The sequence below is a fragment of the Marinoscillum sp. MHG1-6 genome (assembly GCF_024714475.1).
In the GTDB taxonomy this organism is placed as follows: Bacteria; Bacteroidota; Bacteroidia; order Cytophagales; family Cyclobacteriaceae; genus JAMZMI01.
The window spans coordinates 563,928-581,410 of record NZ_JAMZMI010000003.1 but is presented as its reverse complement, the minus strand read 5'-3'; the positions used below and the strand labels follow the sequence as shown (position 1 = coordinate 581,410).

Annotated in this window: 11 protein-coding genes; 4 read left to right on the top strand and 7 right to left on the bottom strand. The window is 43.1% G+C overall.

Annotated elements, in window-relative coordinates; genetic code table 11:
- Positions 1-151: 151 nt before the first annotated feature.
- Together NXR94_RS09665 and NXR94_RS09660 are read right to left on the bottom strand one after the other, a co-directional pair.
- Complete coding sequence (locus NXR94_RS09665; protein WP_258104416.1) at positions 152-1,171, bottom strand: zinc-binding dehydrogenase; 1,020 nt, start codon at positions 1,169-1,171, stop codon at positions 152-154.
- Between the two features lie 43 nt (positions 1,172-1,214).
- Positions 1,215-2,813 (bottom strand): mechanosensitive ion channel family protein, encoded by a 1,599-nt coding sequence (locus NXR94_RS09660; protein WP_258104415.1) that lies wholly within the window; start codon positions 2,811-2,813, stop codon positions 1,215-1,217.
- A gap of 74 nt (positions 2,814-2,887) precedes the next feature.
- Here NXR94_RS09660 and NXR94_RS09655 point away from each other — a divergent pair, with 74 nt between their 5' ends.
- Positions 2,888-4,933: a M3 family metallopeptidase gene (locus NXR94_RS09655; RefSeq protein WP_258104414.1), complete on the top strand. Its 2,046-nt coding sequence runs from the start codon at positions 2,888-2,890 to the stop codon at positions 4,931-4,933.
- Here NXR94_RS09655 and NXR94_RS09650 read toward each other — a convergent pair.
- Positions 4,930-5,925 carry a hypothetical protein gene (locus NXR94_RS09650; RefSeq protein ID WP_258104413.1) on the bottom strand — a complete coding sequence of 332 codons (996 nt, stop codon included), beginning with the start codon at positions 5,923-5,925 and terminating at the stop codon, positions 4,930-4,932. The genes NXR94_RS09655 and NXR94_RS09650 overlap by 4 nt on opposite strands.
- Before the next feature lie 286 nt (positions 5,926-6,211).
- On the opposite strand from NXR94_RS09650, the gene NXR94_RS09645 reads away from it, so the two are divergent.
- Positions 6,212-7,606, top strand: coding sequence for an MATE family efflux transporter (locus tag NXR94_RS09645; RefSeq protein ID WP_258104412.1), 1,395 nt, complete (start codon positions 6,212-6,214; stop codon positions 7,604-7,606).
- Here the strand turns inward: NXR94_RS09645 and NXR94_RS09640 are convergent.
- From NXR94_RS09640 to NXR94_RS09625, 4 genes are all read right to left on the bottom strand, one after another.
- Positions 7,603-10,314, bottom strand: coding sequence for a hypothetical protein (locus NXR94_RS09640; RefSeq protein WP_258104411.1), 2,712 nt, complete (start codon positions 10,312-10,314; stop codon positions 7,603-7,605). The two genes, NXR94_RS09645 and NXR94_RS09640, sit on opposite strands and share 4 nt — an antisense overlap.
- A 142-nt stretch (positions 10,315-10,456) precedes the next feature.
- Positions 10,457-11,200, bottom strand: a complete 744-nt coding sequence (locus NXR94_RS09635) for a succinate dehydrogenase/fumarate reductase iron-sulfur subunit (protein WP_258104410.1) — start codon at positions 11,198-11,200, stop codon at positions 10,457-10,459.
- Between the two features lie 35 nt (positions 11,201-11,235).
- Positions 11,236-13,245: a fumarate reductase/succinate dehydrogenase flavoprotein subunit gene (locus tag NXR94_RS09630; protein WP_258104409.1), complete on the bottom strand. Its 2,010-nt coding sequence runs from the start codon at positions 13,243-13,245 to the stop codon at positions 11,236-11,238.
- A 6-nt stretch (positions 13,246-13,251) separates the two neighbouring features.
- Positions 13,252-13,917, bottom strand: coding sequence for a succinate dehydrogenase cytochrome b subunit (locus NXR94_RS09625; RefSeq protein WP_258104408.1), 666 nt, complete (start codon positions 13,915-13,917; stop codon positions 13,252-13,254).
- A gap of 269 nt (positions 13,918-14,186) precedes the next feature.
- On the opposite strand from NXR94_RS09625, the gene NXR94_RS09620 reads away from it, so the two are divergent.
- Together NXR94_RS09620 and NXR94_RS09615 are read left to right on the top strand one after the other, a co-directional pair.
- Positions 14,187-17,054: a gliding motility-associated C-terminal domain-containing protein gene (locus tag NXR94_RS09620; RefSeq protein ID WP_258104407.1), complete on the top strand. Its 2,868-nt coding sequence runs from the start codon at positions 14,187-14,189 to the stop codon at positions 17,052-17,054.
- Positions 17,033-17,452: a thiol-disulfide oxidoreductase DCC family protein gene (locus NXR94_RS09615; protein ID WP_258104406.1), complete on the top strand. Its 420-nt coding sequence runs from the start codon at positions 17,033-17,035 to the stop codon at positions 17,450-17,452. Before NXR94_RS09620 ends, NXR94_RS09615 begins: the two co-directional genes overlap by 22 nt.
- The last annotated feature ends 31 nt before the right edge of the window (positions 17,453-17,483 follow it).

Genomic DNA, 17,483 nt, shown 5'->3' with positions numbered 1-17,483 from the left:
TTGATTTTTGCTGTATACACCAAGCTATCAGCAAGTTGTCATCGAATCCACTTAGTTATTCATGGATTAAAGACATTAACCTACCAGATAAGAAACGCCTGCTATTCGCGGATTGTTGCGTTAGAAATGAAAATACCCAAAAATGGGTATATCACCAGTTGATGGCGATTTTACCTATAGACTTACGCGAGGCCAAAAAGTCATGTGCAGCAGCAAGTTCTGAATGTTCAAATTCCTTTCCCACTGTAGGTTGGATGTCACCATTCGCAGCTTTAGCTACAACTTGTTGAAGGCATTGGCTCAACAGTGCGGGTTTGTTGTCGCCGATGTGGAGCATGTTCACCCCGATGATTGATTTCGATTGAGAGACAAACTTTATAGGGCTCCAGAAGCCAAAACCAAATACCAGTTTTAGCATCTTGATGATATTGCCTTTTGCCTCAGTAAGCTTGGAAGCGCCAAAGAGCACTACCCGTCCACCTGAATTAAGAAGTTGGTAATCCCTCTTGACATAGTCTCCCCCAATAGGATTGTAGGTGGCATCAATTTTACCTTTAAACCCAAGTTTTTCAATTTCCAGAGCATAATCATTGTCACGATAATCTATAGGGTAATCGACCCCGAGTGACTTGAGGTATTCGTGCTTACTCGCGGAGGCTGTTCCAAAGATGATACACCCTTTAGCCTTGAGGAACTGGACCAATGCTGTGCCTACACCCCCTGCAGCGGCATGTACCAGCACATGGTCTCCTCTGTGTAGCTTTACAGCCTCTTCAATAGCGAAGTAGGCGGTGATGTACTGTGTGGCCAGGGCCGTAGCAATTCCTACTGACCATTCTTCAGGGATTTTTGCAACTGCCAACACTGGCGTGATCACATGGTCGGCATATCCTCCAAATCTGGTGAAAGCCAATACACGGTCACCTTCTTTTACACTGGTTACTCCTTCTCCAACAGCTACAACATGGCCAACATTTTCATAACCTACCACAGTTGGGAGCGGCGGGCACTCTTTATAGATGCCCAATCGAGCCATGACATCGGCAAAATTGAGCCCGAAACCCTGCGACTTTACCAGCACCTCTCCGGCATTTGGCTTGGGAGTTTCAGTTTCTCTCAGTTCAAAAGCTTGATCTGAAGATCCGTTTTTGATGAGGTAGTATGCTTTCATGGTAAGTTGCTTTTTAACTGTTAACTGTTTACTGTTAAACTGATCACTGCTTACTGTTAAAGTATTCGTCCAGTTTTAATTTCATCTCGTCCTTTCCGACATATGAGGGAGACATAGATGGCTGACCCGGAAAATTTTCCATATGAAGAGTTTGTGTAGGGAAGGCAAAGTTGACGCCCAGCTTTTCTGCCAGCCTAACAATCTCCAGAAGTACCTCATGTCGTGCCTTCAACTCTCCCGGCCAGTCTGGAACCTCGAAAAAGATATAGAACATGATGTTGAGCGAGAAGGAGGCCATATCATTGAAATAAATGTTGTAATAGTCCTTTCGCGTATTGGGATGGGTCTCGACGATCTTTCTCAATCCTTCAACAAAAGTCTCGATAAGCTCCGGCGGTGTATCATATGTTACTGTAATTTGTGTGTAGAACCTTCGATACTGGCGTAAGCCATGGTTGTCAATGACACTATCGGCCATTTTACCATTTGGTACGTACATCAGAGAGTTTCTAAAGGTCCGGATTCTCGAAGAACGAAACCCTACTTCTTCTACTGTGCCGTCAATATCTCCTGAGGTGATCCAATCGCCAATTTGAAATGGCTTGTCAATGAAGATCATCAAAGAGCCAAAGAAGTTTTTTATGGTGTCCTGAGCGGCGAGTGCAAACGCCAAACCCCCGATGGAAAGCCCGGTTAAAAGTGGGATAATATCAATATTCAGATTGCTCAAAACGAAGAGCGTACCGATGATGACAATGAAAGTCTTTAAGGTCTTCCGCATTAGTGGTACCAGCTGATCATCTAGCGTGCTTTTGGTTTTTTGTGCAAGTCTTTCCAGATAAAGAGCCAGCACATCAACCATCCGGTAGAAAACCATCGTACCAAAAAGAGGTATCAGGGCTTTCAGCACGATCATCACATAATGTGATATGTCCGGAGGCAACTGAAGTACCGGAGCAAATATGACCAGCAGTCCAAACACAAGGAACATACTGGCAGGACGCGCTGCTGGTAGCAGGTAACGTCCGGCAAGCCTTTCATATCCAGCCTGATGGATCAGTTGAATGAATATTTTTTCAACAATAAAAGTGAAAACCTTATGGATGACGGTACTCAGAAAAGCCAGGATCAGAATGCCAATGTATTGATACATGTGCAGCCCCAATACTTTTCTGGTTCCCAGTTTTGGGAGCAGTCTTACCAGTCGGTCTGTCCCAAAGCGAAAGACCTTTTTATGAAGAATATCAATGAAAACAATGGATCGCTCAGAATAATACCAGTTCTCACCTTCTTTGACCAGGTAGATTTCAGGGTGCTCACTAGTGAGAACATAACGATTTTTCTTCGAGAGGGAGTCTACATAATCTTCGTCCTTAGGAGTATCATGTACATCAATATAGATGCCTTCACCATCAAGAATTTGCTTGAGCTTAATGGCTGCAGTGATGGCTTCCTTCTCGGTCCTGTTTTTCAGGTTGAAGGGGAGGGCAGCCAAATGTTCATTATAGTTATCCTCCTGCAAATAAAGCAGGTGGGTGATCAGCGCTGATTGCGGAGTAGAGAGATCTACATTCACCGAATCCTGCGCAAAAACACCGAAAGTGATGGAACAAAGTAGAAAAAAAAGCAGTTGTTTTGCCATGTCTATTTTGGGTTACCGGGGGCAAAGGTAAGCCATCTCAAACTTTACTTTTAATCAAATAATAACAGCATAAAATGAGCAATCCACTGCTTCAGACATTCGATACACCATACGAGGTTCCTCCATTTCAAATCATCAAAAATGAGCATTATTTGCCGGCGATTGAGGAAGGCATTCGTCTGGCGAAAGAGGAGATTGATGCTATCGTGGAAAATTCAGACGAGCCGACATTTGAGAATACCATTGAGGCCCTGGAGTCTTCAGGGGAAATACTTGGACGGGCTTCATCGGTGTTGTTTAATCTCAATTCTGCGGAGACCAGTGACGAGCTGCAGGCGGTGGCCAGGGATGCCTCTCCGAAACTATCTGAATTCAATAATGAGGTCAAGCAGAATGAGGCCCTTTGGGATCGCATCAAGGCGGTTTACAACCAAAAGGATGAGCTTGCCCTGGATGGAGAACAACGAATGTTGTTGGATAAGACCTATAAGAGTTTTGTAAGAAGTGGGGCTGATTTGGATGGAGATAAAAAGAAACGTTTCAAGGAGGTTTCCATAGAGCTTTCAAAGCTTTCCTTACAGTTTGGTGAAAATGTGCTGGCAGAGACGAATTCCTACGAACTGGTGATCGACAATGAAGCCGACCTTGAAGGACTTCCTGAGGATGTGATTTCCAGGGCCAAATCGACAGCAGAAAAAAAAGATAAGAAAGGTAAGTGGGTTTTTACCCTTCAGGCGCCTAGTTATGTGCCTTTTATGGAACACGCCATGAATCGCGAACTCAGGGAGAAGCTTTACAAAGCCTACATGAGTAAGGCCCTGAAAGGAGATGAGCGCGATAACCAACAGATCGTAAAACAACTGGTGGCGCTAAGAGCAGAACTTGCACAATTATTAGGGTACAAAACCTATGCTGATTATGTGCTGGAAGAGCGCATGGCTGAGGAGCCCGGAAAGGTACAAAACTTCCTTAGCGACTTGCTTGATAAGGCATTGCCAAAAGCAAAGGAGGAGTTTGAGGAAATCAAGGCTTTCATGAAAGAGCTGGGGGTTGAACACGAACTTCAGCGCTGGGATTGGGCTTTCTATTCTGAAAAGCTTAGAAAGAAAAAATATGACGTTGATGACGAGTTGACTAAACCCTATTTCAAACTGGAAAATGTGATTGAAGGTGTTTTTAAGACGGCAGAAAAGCTGTTTGATATCACTTTTGTGATGCGTGAGGATATCCCGGTTTATCATGAAGAGGTGACTGCCTATGAGGTAAAGGATGCCAAAGGGGAAGTGATCTCACTATTCTTCACAGATTTCTTTCCACGGGATGGAAAGCGTGGTGGTGCATGGATGACCTCCTACCGTGAGCAGAAAAAAGTGGATGGGAAGAAGGTGATCCCTTTGGTGAGTAACGTGTGCAACTTTACGCCATCGTCTCCGGATGTGCCTTCTCTACTTAAGTTCGATGAGGTGCAAACCCTGTTTCATGAATTTGGTCATGCGCTGCATGGAATGTTGGCTGACACAAAGTATGGAAGCCTATCGGGAACCAGTGTCTATTGGGATTTTGTGGAATTACCTTCACAGATCATGGAAAACTGGTGCTATGAGAAGGAATGCCTGGAGCTGTTTGCACATCATTATAAAACCGGCGAGCTGATTCCGTTAGATTATATAGAAAAGCTAAAGGAAAGTGCCATTTATCATGAGGCCTATGCCACGGTGCGTCAAATCAGTTTTGGGATGTTGGACCTTATGTGGCATGATATGCCTATGAATGCGGCTTCTAAAGTTGATAGCGTAGTTGATATCGAGCATGAAGCGTTCAGTAAAACGGACTTATTTCCTTCTGTTGATAACACAAATATGAGTGTGCAATTTGGTCACATATTCGGAGGTGGCTATGCGGCCGGATATTATAGTTACAAATGGGCAGAGGTGCTGGATGCAGATGCCTTTTCTGTTTTTCAGCAGAATGGAGTGTTTGATAAAGTCACGGCCACTTCATTTAAAGACAACATCCTTTCTAAAGGAGGCACCGAACATCCAATGGAACTCTATAAGAAATTTAGGGGGCAGGAGCCAACACCGGAGGCTTTATTGAAAAGGGCGGGATTGCTTAATTAATAAGCAATCTCGCTATAGAGATTTTTGTTTTCTGGCTTGAGCTCTGATTTGATGTCAGCAATGAGATCATCGAGAAGCTTTTTGAGTTTAGCAATATCATCTTTTTTGCCTTTCTTGGTACCAAATACACGCTCTTTTTCGCTCGGGGAGAGCAGGTTTTCTACATATTTTGGGTCATTCACCGCCCTCTTAAGTTGAGCGCTGGCAATTCCCAATAGAGAGAGCGCCTTTTTAGAATCGTGGATCAACTGCTTGTCCGGAATAGGATAGAGCAGGCAACAGAGCTCAAAATTTTGCAGGTTAATCGATGGATTAATGTCTCGTTGTAAAGTGTTTAAAAGCCTAACCAGGTTCTTATAGCCGCCATTCGTTTTTCTGTCCTTGGCATTTATCCGGGCTATATTTTTGAAAGGAAGATGCTTTCGCTGGGTTTTTTCCAGGAAATTATACTCAACTACTCCCCGATCAATCTCCCGTCTGGACTCCACATAATCCTTGTTGTTCAACCAAATTGCTGGAACAATATCGATCTCGCAAGTTGGTTTGGTTGTGGTGATCTTAATATGGTATTTATCGCTGTAGTCAACTTTCTTATAGACCGAATGTTCAGTGAGGGTATGCATGATCTCTTCGGTAAGACTTTTCACCTCTTCCCATGGTTTTCGCGTCATGGCTTCCTGGATCACCATTAATTCGATTCCACCATATAGAAGAATATGGGTTTCGGTCTGAATGGGACCCCGGTATCGAAAGTCTGCCTTTTTTCCACTGTTGGCTAAAGCGACACTAATCTTGTCCTGCACCCTCTTTGCAACGGCAAAGGATTTGTAGGAATAAGATGGATCGATTTCGTGCATGGCCTCCAAACAATATTTGATACTATCGCCATAGTTTGTGTCCTCATATGAATCCGAAAATATGGATTCACGACGGGCCTCATCGAACCTCCTACCGTGCAGATTTTCAAGCAGTAATTGGTAATCTTGTGTCATAATAAGCCAGTGATTACTAGCAAAATAAGTTATTTAGGTGAAAATAGACATTTAATAGCAAAGTTGAGATAAAAGATTCAATTTAGAAATAGCAGTAATCATATCATCTGTCATACCGTTTAAATAAAAATTGAAAGGAAGAAATAATCGGTATAGAAAATCGAACTAGTTTTACAATATTATGATTTTGAGCGCCGATATAGTCACGTTTTTTCCATTCTTCTGCTAATCCTGGCAGTCGACTATATCAACTTTCAACTTCCTTTATTACTTATTGAAATTCGAAATGCGTTCATTTAAAAATATATTAAATCTATTCGTCTCCGCTGTAAAGGGCTCCGAAAAGGAATTTACCTCAGGTAGCATTAATAAGGCCATTTTTCTGTTGTCCGTTCCAATGATTTTTGAGATGTCATTGGAGGCTGTTTTTGCAATTGTAGATACCTATTGGGTTGCCAGGATTGGTGTAAATGCGGTAGCCACTGTTGGTTTTACCGAGTCAATGATGATGGTTATATACTCGGTCGCTATGGGTATGTCCATGGCGGCAACAGCCCTTGTGGCCAGGAGGGTAGGGGAAAAGGATGTCGACAGAGCCTCTAAAGCCGGATTTCAGGCTATTTTTCTGGGATTAGTCGTGAGTGTGGTGATAGGAATAATAGGCTTTTTCTATTCAGAGGAGCTATTGGGATATCTTGGGGCAAGTGATGCTGTGATCAATGAAGGGGTTGGCTTTACTCGAATTATGTTTTTGGGGAATGGTGCCATCCTGCTATTATTTCTCATTAACGCGGTATTCCGAGGGGCCGGCGACGCCTCTATTGCGATGAGGTCCCTCTTTATTTCCAATGGTCTGAACATCATCCTGGATCCTTTGTTAATTTTTGGATTCGGTCCGATCCCCGCTTATGGCATTGAAGGGGCTGCGATTGCTACGACAATTGGAAGGTCAATTGGGGTCTGTTATCAATTGTTCTACCTGTTCAATGGCAGATCGATTATTACATTGGGACTGCGACACATGGTTTTGAGGATCAAGACCCTTTTAGAATTGGTGAATATCTCACTTTCAGGAATCGGACAGTTTCTTATTGAGACAGCAAGCTGGATTTTTCTAATTACCTTGATGTCACGGTTTGGTATGGATGCCGTAGCGGGTTATCAAATAGCATTCAGAGTTATCGTATTTACCATACTTCCATCATGGGGCATGTCCAACGCTGCCGCTACTTTGGTTGGTCAAAATCTTGGTGCCCACCAGCCCGAACGGGCGGAGCAATCTGTATGGAAATCAGCGGTCTATAATATGATATTCCTGGGTATTGTATCCATCATATTTTTCATTGCTGCGGAGCCTATCATAGCTGTTTTCTCAACGGAGCCGAAAGTGTTAGAGGTGGGTGTTTCTGCCTTGAGGATCATCTGCCTGGGCTACGTGTTTTTTGCCTACGGAATGGTTATTAGTCAGGCTTTTAACGGAGCAGGGGATACCAGAACACCCCTTTATATCAATATCGTTGTGTTCTGGTTTATACAAATCCCACTGGCCTACTGGCTTGCGGTGACGCTGAATTGGCAGTCAACGGGTGTATTGATGACGATTGCTATTGCACACTCACTTCAGGCGGTGATCAGCATTTTGCTTTTCCGTAGAGGAAAATGGAAACTGGTAGAAGTTTAGAATGATAGAGAGATGAGTTCCAGGTTATTATCGATCACACGATAGATCTGGTACTCATTATCGTGCTTCATCAACGAAATAGAAGCGGTTGCTGCTAGTGGTCTTCCGGTAACCAGTTTACCCGAAAGGTCATAGATATATAAATAACTTCCTCCGGGATCAACTAAAATGATATAACTGATCCCACCTCCAAGGCGATAATATTGAATGGATAATGGTTCATTGGTGAAGTAATCCTTTTCAAAAAGAGAAACTCCGGATTCATTGAGCATCTCATACTTTCTTTCGGTGTTACGATTGATTACATAGGCCTCACCAGCTACATCTTTTATCAGACTAAACCTGGTTTGTGCGGAGGGTTTATATAATTGCTCTCGGCTCAATAGGCTGCCCTCAAAACTGATCTCAACAGCCTCGCCCCGGCTTGTGACAAGATTGATGCTGGTGCTTTCAAAGTCATTGGTTTCTTTTACGAAGAACTCACTGGTAATGTCGGTATCCAGTTCAATTGGAAATTTAGAATAAGAATCTCCCCGTCGTGTCAGCAGGTTGATACGCCCATTTTGCTGCACGATTGCCATCACATCTTTACGGCCGATGCGATAATGTTTTGGAGCCTGAGCCAAAGGGGAATTGAAGGTTTTTGGTGCCCATCCTTCCAATGCTTTTACATCTTTGTCAGTCAGGTATACATTTCCTTTAGTGTCAGTCAGAGCATATCGGTAATTTCTGGAGTTATCATAATCGATCAATGTAAAAAAGGTCAAATCTCTATTGCCCGGTATGGCTTTAGGAAATCCCGGAAGATAAGTCCCCGTACGGTCTATTGCATGGATTTTACTTTTAGTAGCAAACAAGATCTGAAGCTTTCCATTTTTGTAATAATCGATCTGTTCAATACCAGAGATGATCTTTTCACCTACCTCCACCGAATATACCGGATTGAAATTGTTGGCGAACTGGTGAACTCGGTAGGCGGAGTCCTGTACCACTATGTCATAGGTTTTATCGTTATGATTCGTTACCAGGTAGGGTTTGGAGATAATAGGGTCGGTGAGAGTTACAGAGTTTAGCACATCAATCTTATCCGGTATAGTGCTTGTCGGAACGTGGGGTTGATGTATGGCCAGGTTGGTATAGAATTTTCCATCAACAGCACTGAATTGCACGGCCATAAACTCAAGATTTCGGATGGGAAATTCGTACTCCTTCAAAAATCCAGCCCATTCATCTTTCATGATGGTGCTGGTTTGGGCGAAAGCTCTTGGGGTATTAATGTAAAGACTAAGGTTAGCGGACTGATTCGATTGGTCCAGCAGCTTTTTCATTTTCAATGACTTGTTCCACACATCTTCATTTTGAATTGCCAGCGTAAAATTCTTTAGCTGTAGCAAATTGTTGCTAAAGATGAGATAGTTCCGGTATTGTAAATAATAGGTAGACTCGAAACCGGAGGCAAAATCCCCAAGAAGGGCATAGGGAAAATCGGGGATAGGAAGTTTTCGAATCTCATATTCGCTGAAGGTCTCCACATAGACAGAATCTTCTGTAGCCATCGCATTTCTTTCTCCAATCGAATTGAAGTAATTCAAAGCCTCACCCATGTCCTTCACTTCCATAATGAAGAAACGGTCTTTCTGGCCTGGTCGCAATGGTTCCAGGGAGATCATCCCCATTTCTCCATCAATTAACTGAAATGTATATAGCGGATCAAAATCGTAAGTCTTTTGAAGCTCTCCTCGCTTCTCAATCACCTTTGGCTGATTCTTAGCAAGGAAATTGGTAAGCTTGTTTGCAAAGGTTTCCTGATCGGACAAATTAGTCAGGAGTGCCCAGGAGGTGTTGAGCGGTATTACTTCACTCATATCAAACGATGGGCCGGGCCTTTGACTGAATACACTTAGAAAATCATCCTCACCGTTTGCAAAGGAAAATCCGGAAAGGTTAATGGCTTTATCAGTGACTTTAAGGTCCAAAAATCCCGATCTCGCAAAACTGGTCTCAGGAGCCGAAGTACTGAGTGCGCTGAGTGCAGGTCGAAGGCGTGAGTAATTGATATAGAGATTGCCCATATCCTTTTCGAGCTTGGCTATGTTGTCAAGTTCCTTGTAGGCGATTTTGAAAGATTGCTTTTCGGGATATTCAATAGTTCGTATAGCATCCTCTACCAAAAAGGCGGAGAAGCTTCCAATGAAGTAGTTTTTATGAAAGATGAATGAAAAGCTTTCTGCACCTTCTTTTCTTAATTCAGTGACAGTAAAGTCGAGGTACTGTCTCGTCTTTTTATTGAAGCCAAGTTCCCTGAAATAGGCGAGCGCCTTGCTGGCATAGGTGTGTTTGCTAAGGTTATCGATTTCGGCAATAAAAAGGAAATCAAATTCACTACTCGAAATCGTGTGTAGTGAAATCAGCGTATTCGTATTATTAAAAAGTCCTTTAAAGTTGCCTTCTCCGGCCAGTGTGTCAAGTACATCCAGCTTTTTTGTGAGAGAGCTGAATAATGGAAAGGATGAAATGTTTTTCCATACTCCGGTCTGTTGAATCTCCTCAATGGAAGCAATTGGAGTCCTTGATTCGTAGACTAAAAAAGCATTTTCAGGAACGAATGACCAGGTGGTAAGGTCAGCACTTTGAACCCACTTATTGTAGGTAAAATAGCCGATACCACCAAGAAGAAGGATCGCAATAAGGATAAGTAGCTTCTTCAATCGTCCCTGAGTTTTATGCGCAAGATAACAATCCTTAGATTTTAATTGTCCTTAGCCTGAAAGATGTCCGGCATAATTTCTACCAGGACACGGATTCAATAAATTGGGCAATAAAAAAGCCCCGCAATGCGAGGCTTTCAGTTTAGTTAAACTTTGAGTTGAGGAATTCCCGATTAAGTCGGGCAATATTCGTCAAACTGATTTCTTTAGGACATTCTGCAGAACAAGCTCCGGTGTTGGTACAAGCTCCAAATCCTTCAGCATCCATTTGCGCTACCATTTGCTCAGCTCTTTTCTTACGCTCCACCTGACCTTGAGGGAGTAGGGCATACTGAGAAACCTTAGCAGAAACGAAGAGCATAGCGGAAGCATTTTTACATGCGGCCACACATGCGCCACACCCGATACAAGTTGCTGCATCAAATGCGTGGTCTGCGTTGTCCTTATTTACAGGAATGGCATTCGCATCTTGAGTGTTTCCGGAGGTGTTTACTGAAATATAACCACCTGCATGTTGGATACGATCAAAGGCACTTCTGTCTACAACCAAATCCTTCACAACAGGGAAAGCTCTTGATCTGAAAGGTTCAATGTAAATGGTATCACCATCGTTGAACTTTCTCATGTGAAGCTGACAGGTCGTAATGGCCGCATCAGGTCCGTGAGGCTTTCCGTTGATCTGCAGTGAGCACATACCGCAGATACCTTCTCTACAGTCATGATCAAATGCTACCGGGTCATCACCTTTTTCGATGAGCTCCGTGTTTAGCACATCAAGCATTTCAAGGAATGACATATCAGGAGAAACTCCTTTAATATCGTAGTCTACTATTTGGCCTTGATCGCTTGAGTTTTTTTGACGCCAGATTTTTAATTTAAGATCCATAATTCCGTCTTTTATTTTCAATCAGCACAGGCCGATTATTTATAACTTCTTTCTTTTACTTCGATATTTTCGTAAACGAGGTCCTCTTTGTGAAGGACCGCATCCTTAGGATCCCCTGTAAATTCCCATGCCGCAGCATATTGGAACTTAGGGTCACGCTTGGCTTCACCTTCTTCTGTTTGGTGCTCCTCTCTAAAGTGACCCCCACAAGATTCTTCTCTGTGAAGTGCATCTTTTGCGAATAGTTCTCCAAGCTCCAGGAAGTCGGCTACACGACCGGCCTTTGCCAGTTCTTCATTGAATTCATTCAGACCACCAGGTACACGTACATCTTTCCAGAACTCATCACGGATTTGTCTGATTTCTTCAGCAGCTTCTTTCAGACCCTGTGCGTTTCTGGCCATACCTACTTTGTCCCACATTACCTTACCCAGTTTTTTGTGGAAGTAGTCTACTGATTTAGTTCCTTTATTATTGATGAACTTTTCAAGCTGATCTTTAACCGCCTTTTCAGCTTCATCAAATTCAGGTGAATCTGTAGGGATCTTGCCTGTTCTGATATCTGCAGACAGATAATCTCCTATGGTATATGGAAGCACGAAATATCCGTCTGCCAGTCCCTGCATCAAGGCAGAAGCACCAAGTCTGTTGGCACCATGGTCAGAGAAGTTAGCCTCTCCAATTACGAAACAGCCAGGTATCGTCGACATCAGGTTATAGTCAACCCATGTACCACCCATGGTATAGTGTACCGCAGGGTAGATCATCATCGGCGTCTCGTACGGATTGTCATCAACGATTTTCTCGTACATCTGGAAAAGGTTACCGTATTTGTTTTTGATTACCTCTCTACCCAGGTCTGTTACAATAGTTTTATCGTTTTCGTCTAAACCTTTAAGGTGAGCTTGCTCTTTACCGTATCTTTCGATGGCAGAAGCAAAATCCAGATAGACAGCTTCACCGGTAGCGTTCACACCGAAGCCGGCGTCGCAACGCTCTTTCGCTGCTCGTGATGCTACATCACGAGGGACCAGGTTACCAAAAGCAGGGTATCTTCTTTCCAGATAATAATCTCTATCTTCTTCAGCCAGTTGAGTAGGCTTCAATTTGCCTTCTCTGATGGCTTTCACATCTTCAGGTTTTTTAGGCACCCAGATTCGGCCATCATTTCTCAATGACTCTGACATCAATGTCAATTTTGACTGATGATCCCCTGAAACCGGAATACATGTCGGGTGAATCTGAGTATAGCATGGGTTTGCAAACCATGCTCCCTTTTTATGGATTTTCCAAGTCGCTGATACATTGCTACCCATGGCATTAGTTGAAAGGAAGAATACATTTCCGTATCCACCGGATGCAATAACCACAGCATGAGCAGAATGTCTTTCAATTTCACCAGAGACCAGATCTCTTGCGATAATTCCACGGGCTTTGCCATCGATCATCACTAACTCCAGCATCTCATGTCTGTTGTACATTTTGATCTTGCCACGAGCAATTTGTCTGTTCATGGCTGAGTAAGCACCCAATAGAAGTTGTTGTCCTGTCTGGCCTTTCGCATAGAAAGTTCTGGAAACAAGTACACCACCAAATGAACGGTTATCGAGGAGCCCACCGTAATCACGTGCAAATGGCACACCTTGTGCCACACATTGGTCAATAATATTGGCCGACACTTCAGCAAGACGGTACACGTTAGCTTCGCGAGCTCTGTAGTCACCACCCTTTACTGTATCGTAGAAAAGTCTATAAGTAGAGTCTCCATCTCCCTGGTAATTTTTGGCAGCGTTGATACCTCCCTGAGCTGCAATGGAGTGCGCGCGTCTTGGAGAATCCTGGAAACAAAAAGCTTTTACATTATAACCTAACTCAGCAAGCGTAGCAGCTGCAGAGCCACCGGCTAGTCCGGTACCCACCACGATCACATCAATCAATCGCTTATTAGCTGGGTTTACGAGGTTTATATGGTTTTTATAATTGGTCCACTGGTCTGCTATTGGACCTTCTGGAAGTTTCGCTGGAAAATTAGAACCTATCTTCATGACGAATTAATGATTGATAAAGTGATAAATGGCGATCAGTACAAATCCCAATGGAATTGCGATAGCGTAGATTTCAGTAAATTTCTTGATACCGGGAGTGAACTTGTTGTTGATACCAGAAGACTGAAGTGATGACTGAAAGCCATGTAATAAATGAAGCGAAAGCAGCACAAACGCAATAACATAAGCAACCACTCTCACGGGGTTTTGAAATTTGTGAACTAACTCACCATAGTATCTGTCAGTAACAGCTGGTAGTTGCTCAATGTACTTGTAGTTCATTTCGGGAACCCAAAAATCAATGAAGTGCAAAACCAGGAAAGCCAGGATCACAAGACCACTGTAAATCATGTTCTGAGAAATCCAGGTTGCATTACCTGTATCTTTCTTGGCATACTTAACAGGTCGCGCAGCCTTATTTTTGGCCTCAAGGATAAAACCCATCACGAAGTGAAAAACTACAGCCGCTATAAGTACAGGCTGAAGTAGAAACTGAACCACGGGATTTGTGCCCATAAAGTGTGAAGCTTCATTGAATGCATTCGCACTAAACACAGACAGCATATTGGTGGTTAGGTGCATTAGGAGAAAGAACACCAGAAAAAGCGCCGATAACGCCATGGCAAACTTTCTTCCTATCGAACTAGAAAATGTTGACGAAAACCAACTCATGTTATTATTTGAATTTCAATTTTGTGGGTGCCAAAGGTAGTTCCCAACTCTTAACCGAACAATTGTGTTCATCTTTTTGAATACGTAGATTTACTTATTTTGAAAAGTTCTAAATAAGAAGTTTTTGTGTAATGTAATTGTTTGCACCGTAAATCCGTTTTTTTAAAATAAAGGTTTTGTGAGCAATAGTTTTGGAAGGTGATCTTTCGTAATATCTACTCGCAGGTCTTATAGCAGAATGTATTAACTTCAAGTCTCAATCCAGTAAAATGAGAAATAGATACGTGAGGAGGATTCTAACGGAAATAGGCAAGGTAGCCTTCTTGTTTTTGTTGTTCTTTTCTTTTCGCAGTTTGCAAGCAACCCACATTAGGGCCGGTGAAATCACAGCGGTGCGCATTAATCAGTTTTCACTTACCTACCGTTTTACGATTACAGGATATCGTGATTCAGGATCTTCTATTGAATTCGGAGGAGGTACACTAAAACTTGGAGACGGAACAATAGTAGATGGGCCGTTTGATACTCAAAAGGTTCCCGCCGGGAATGAAATCGAGATGGTTTCTTTCACTTTTGTCCATACCTATGAATCTCCCAATGGGAATGGGTATCTGGTGAGCTACGAAGAGGACTATCGAAATGATGGCATTATCAATATGGATAATTCCGTGGGGACTCCTTTCTATATTGAGAGCTTGATTGTTATTGACCCTTTTTTTGGAATAAATAACACCCCGGTTCTTACGGTTCCCCCAATCGATTATGCAGCTGTTGGAGGGCTTTTTATTCACAATTCAGGGGCGTATGACCCTGATGGGGATAGCTTATCTTATCGTTTTACCACTCCCAAGCAGGCACGAGGCACTACAGTTAACAACTACAGGGAACTGAATGATCCAGAGTTTTACTCTGATTATTCTCAGGGTAGTGAGGCTGGTAATCCACCTACATTATCTCTTAACCCTATTACAGGGGACTTGATTTGGGATTCGCCGGGAGATAAATCTATACCGGTAGGTAACAACCCCGAACAGCGGGAATATAATGTAGCCTTTATTATTGAGGAATGGAGACAAGTGCAGGGGCAATGGTTCAGATTGGGTTATGTGGTTCGGGACATGCAAATTATAGTGCTGGATACGGATAATAATCGCCCGGAAATTACGGCACCGGATGACATCTGTGTAACAGCAGGTGAAACAGTTTCAGCCATAGCCACGGCGATTGATCCTGATGGAGACCCAATAAAGCTGGAAGTCTTTGGAGGCCCGTTCGAGGTGAGCAACACAGCGACCTATGCTCCTGATCCACCCACTTATCAGGAGAACTCTCCGGCTGTTCTTAATTTCAGCTGGGATACTCAATGTTCCAATGTCCGGGAGCGACCTTATGAGGTTCAGATCAAGGCGACGGATCTCCCTGAATTCCGACCCAACCTGGTAGAGTTCGAAACCTTTCTAATCACAGTGGCCGGACCGGCACCAACTGGTTTGCAGGCCAGCGTTACGGGGAGTAGGTCAATTACACTCAACTGGGATGATTATGCATGCAGTGAGGCCGAGTCGATGCAGATATGGCGAAAGACAGGATCCTTTGATGTTACACTCGATGAATGTGAGCTGGGCATGCCTGCTAATACAGGATATGAACTTATAGATAATGTAAGTATCAATGAGACGACCTATCTGGATAATAATGCTGGAAGTGGTTTGTCTGCAGGGGCTAAGTATTGCTACCGACTTGTGGCAGAATTCCCGGCACCGGGAGGTGGGGTGAGTTATGTGTCGGAGGAAATCTGTGATAGCCTAATCATCGATGTACCTGTCATAACCAATGTGGATGTCAGGGAGACTAGCGAAACGGATGGTGAAATAATAATAAAATGGACTCCACCCTATCAAATCAATCCGGTGGATTTTCCACCACCTTATTCATATGACTTATTTAGAAAATCGAATGAGTCAGGAAGCGCTTATACTAAAATTGTTTCTAAAACTGCTGACACATCGTATGTAGATACCGGACTAAATACCCATTCATTTCAATATACTTATTATGTTGGGCTGTATGATGGAAATGATGCCAGCCTGGATTCCTCTTCTACTGCATCCTCAGTTTGGTTGCAACTGACACCTCTGGTTCAGTCGATGGAGCTCAGCTGGTCGGCAGAAGTGCCGTGGTCAATGAAAACGCCAGAGTATCCATACCATTATATATACAGGGACAGGGTGATTGATACCAATCTGGATAGTTTGGTTGTGATCGATTCCGTTGATATCACTTTTGCACCTTTGAAATATGTAGATAATGGAGCGTTCAATGGGGAGACTCTACATGATACGATAGAATATTGTTATTACGTTTCTACTCAAGGGACCTATGAAAATGATCTGTTGCCGGAACCACTGATCAACAGGTCTCAGGTGGCGTGTGGTCAGCCGAATGATACCATTCCCCCATGTACCCCATTATCATTTATGATAGATCCAAGTTTTGAATGTGAGGCGTATTTGGCCGACAAGGGGTGTGACAATGATATTTTTCAAAACCGAATTACCTGGGAGGAAGATGGTGATTTTGATTGTGATGATGATATCGTCTCTTACAACATATATTACTCGGAAACTGGCGATGAAGGTACTTTCGAGTTAAAGTCTACAGAGGTGGGTACTTCTTACACTGACACGGATCTGACTTCCTTCAAGGGATGCTACAAGCTTTCTTCAGTTGACCGTTCTGGCAACGAAAGTGAGCTGACTGAGATGATTTGCAACGATAATTGTCCGTTCATTTTATTTCCGAATGCCTTCACTCCTAATAAGGACGGATTCAATGATGTTTTTACTCCTATATATACGGGTAGAGATATTAACGTAAGTTCCTTTGATTATAATAATTGTCCGCGCTTTGTATTGGATCTGGAATTCAAAGTGTTTGACCGTACAGGAAATGAGGTCTTTCAGTACAGTACCAAGCCAAATGAAAATGATTATTTAATTCGTTGGGACGGAACCAATAAACAGGGACTTGACCTTGCTGTGGGAGTATATTACTATGAAGCTGTGGTCACCTTCGATGTATTGGATCCAAAACAGGCAAAAAAGAGTTTTAAAGGGTGGATTCAACTAATGAGGTAGATGGAAATGTGTTACTATTCGATGGAGTCTGTAACCTCTGTAATGGATTCGTCAATTTCATCATAGATTGGGATAAAGATCAAAAGATCAGGTTTGCTTCACTGCAGTCGGACTATGGGGCCAATCTAATGTCTTCTTACGGGCTTGATACCACCTATTTTGACAGTGTTGTATTTGTAAGAAAAGGCCAGGTTTATACCCGGAGTCGTGGGGCATTAGAGGTGTTGCGATTGTTAGGGTTACCCTGGAGTATTCTTTACGCAGGCATAATTATCCCCGGAGTGGTCAGAGACTGTTTATATAATTATATCGCCAGAAACAGGTATCGCTGGTTTGGGAAAAGAGATACATGCCGGGTCCCCACACCCGAACTTCGCGAAAGATTTCTGGATTCCTGAGATGTTGCCTAGTTTTGCACCCCAATTAAAT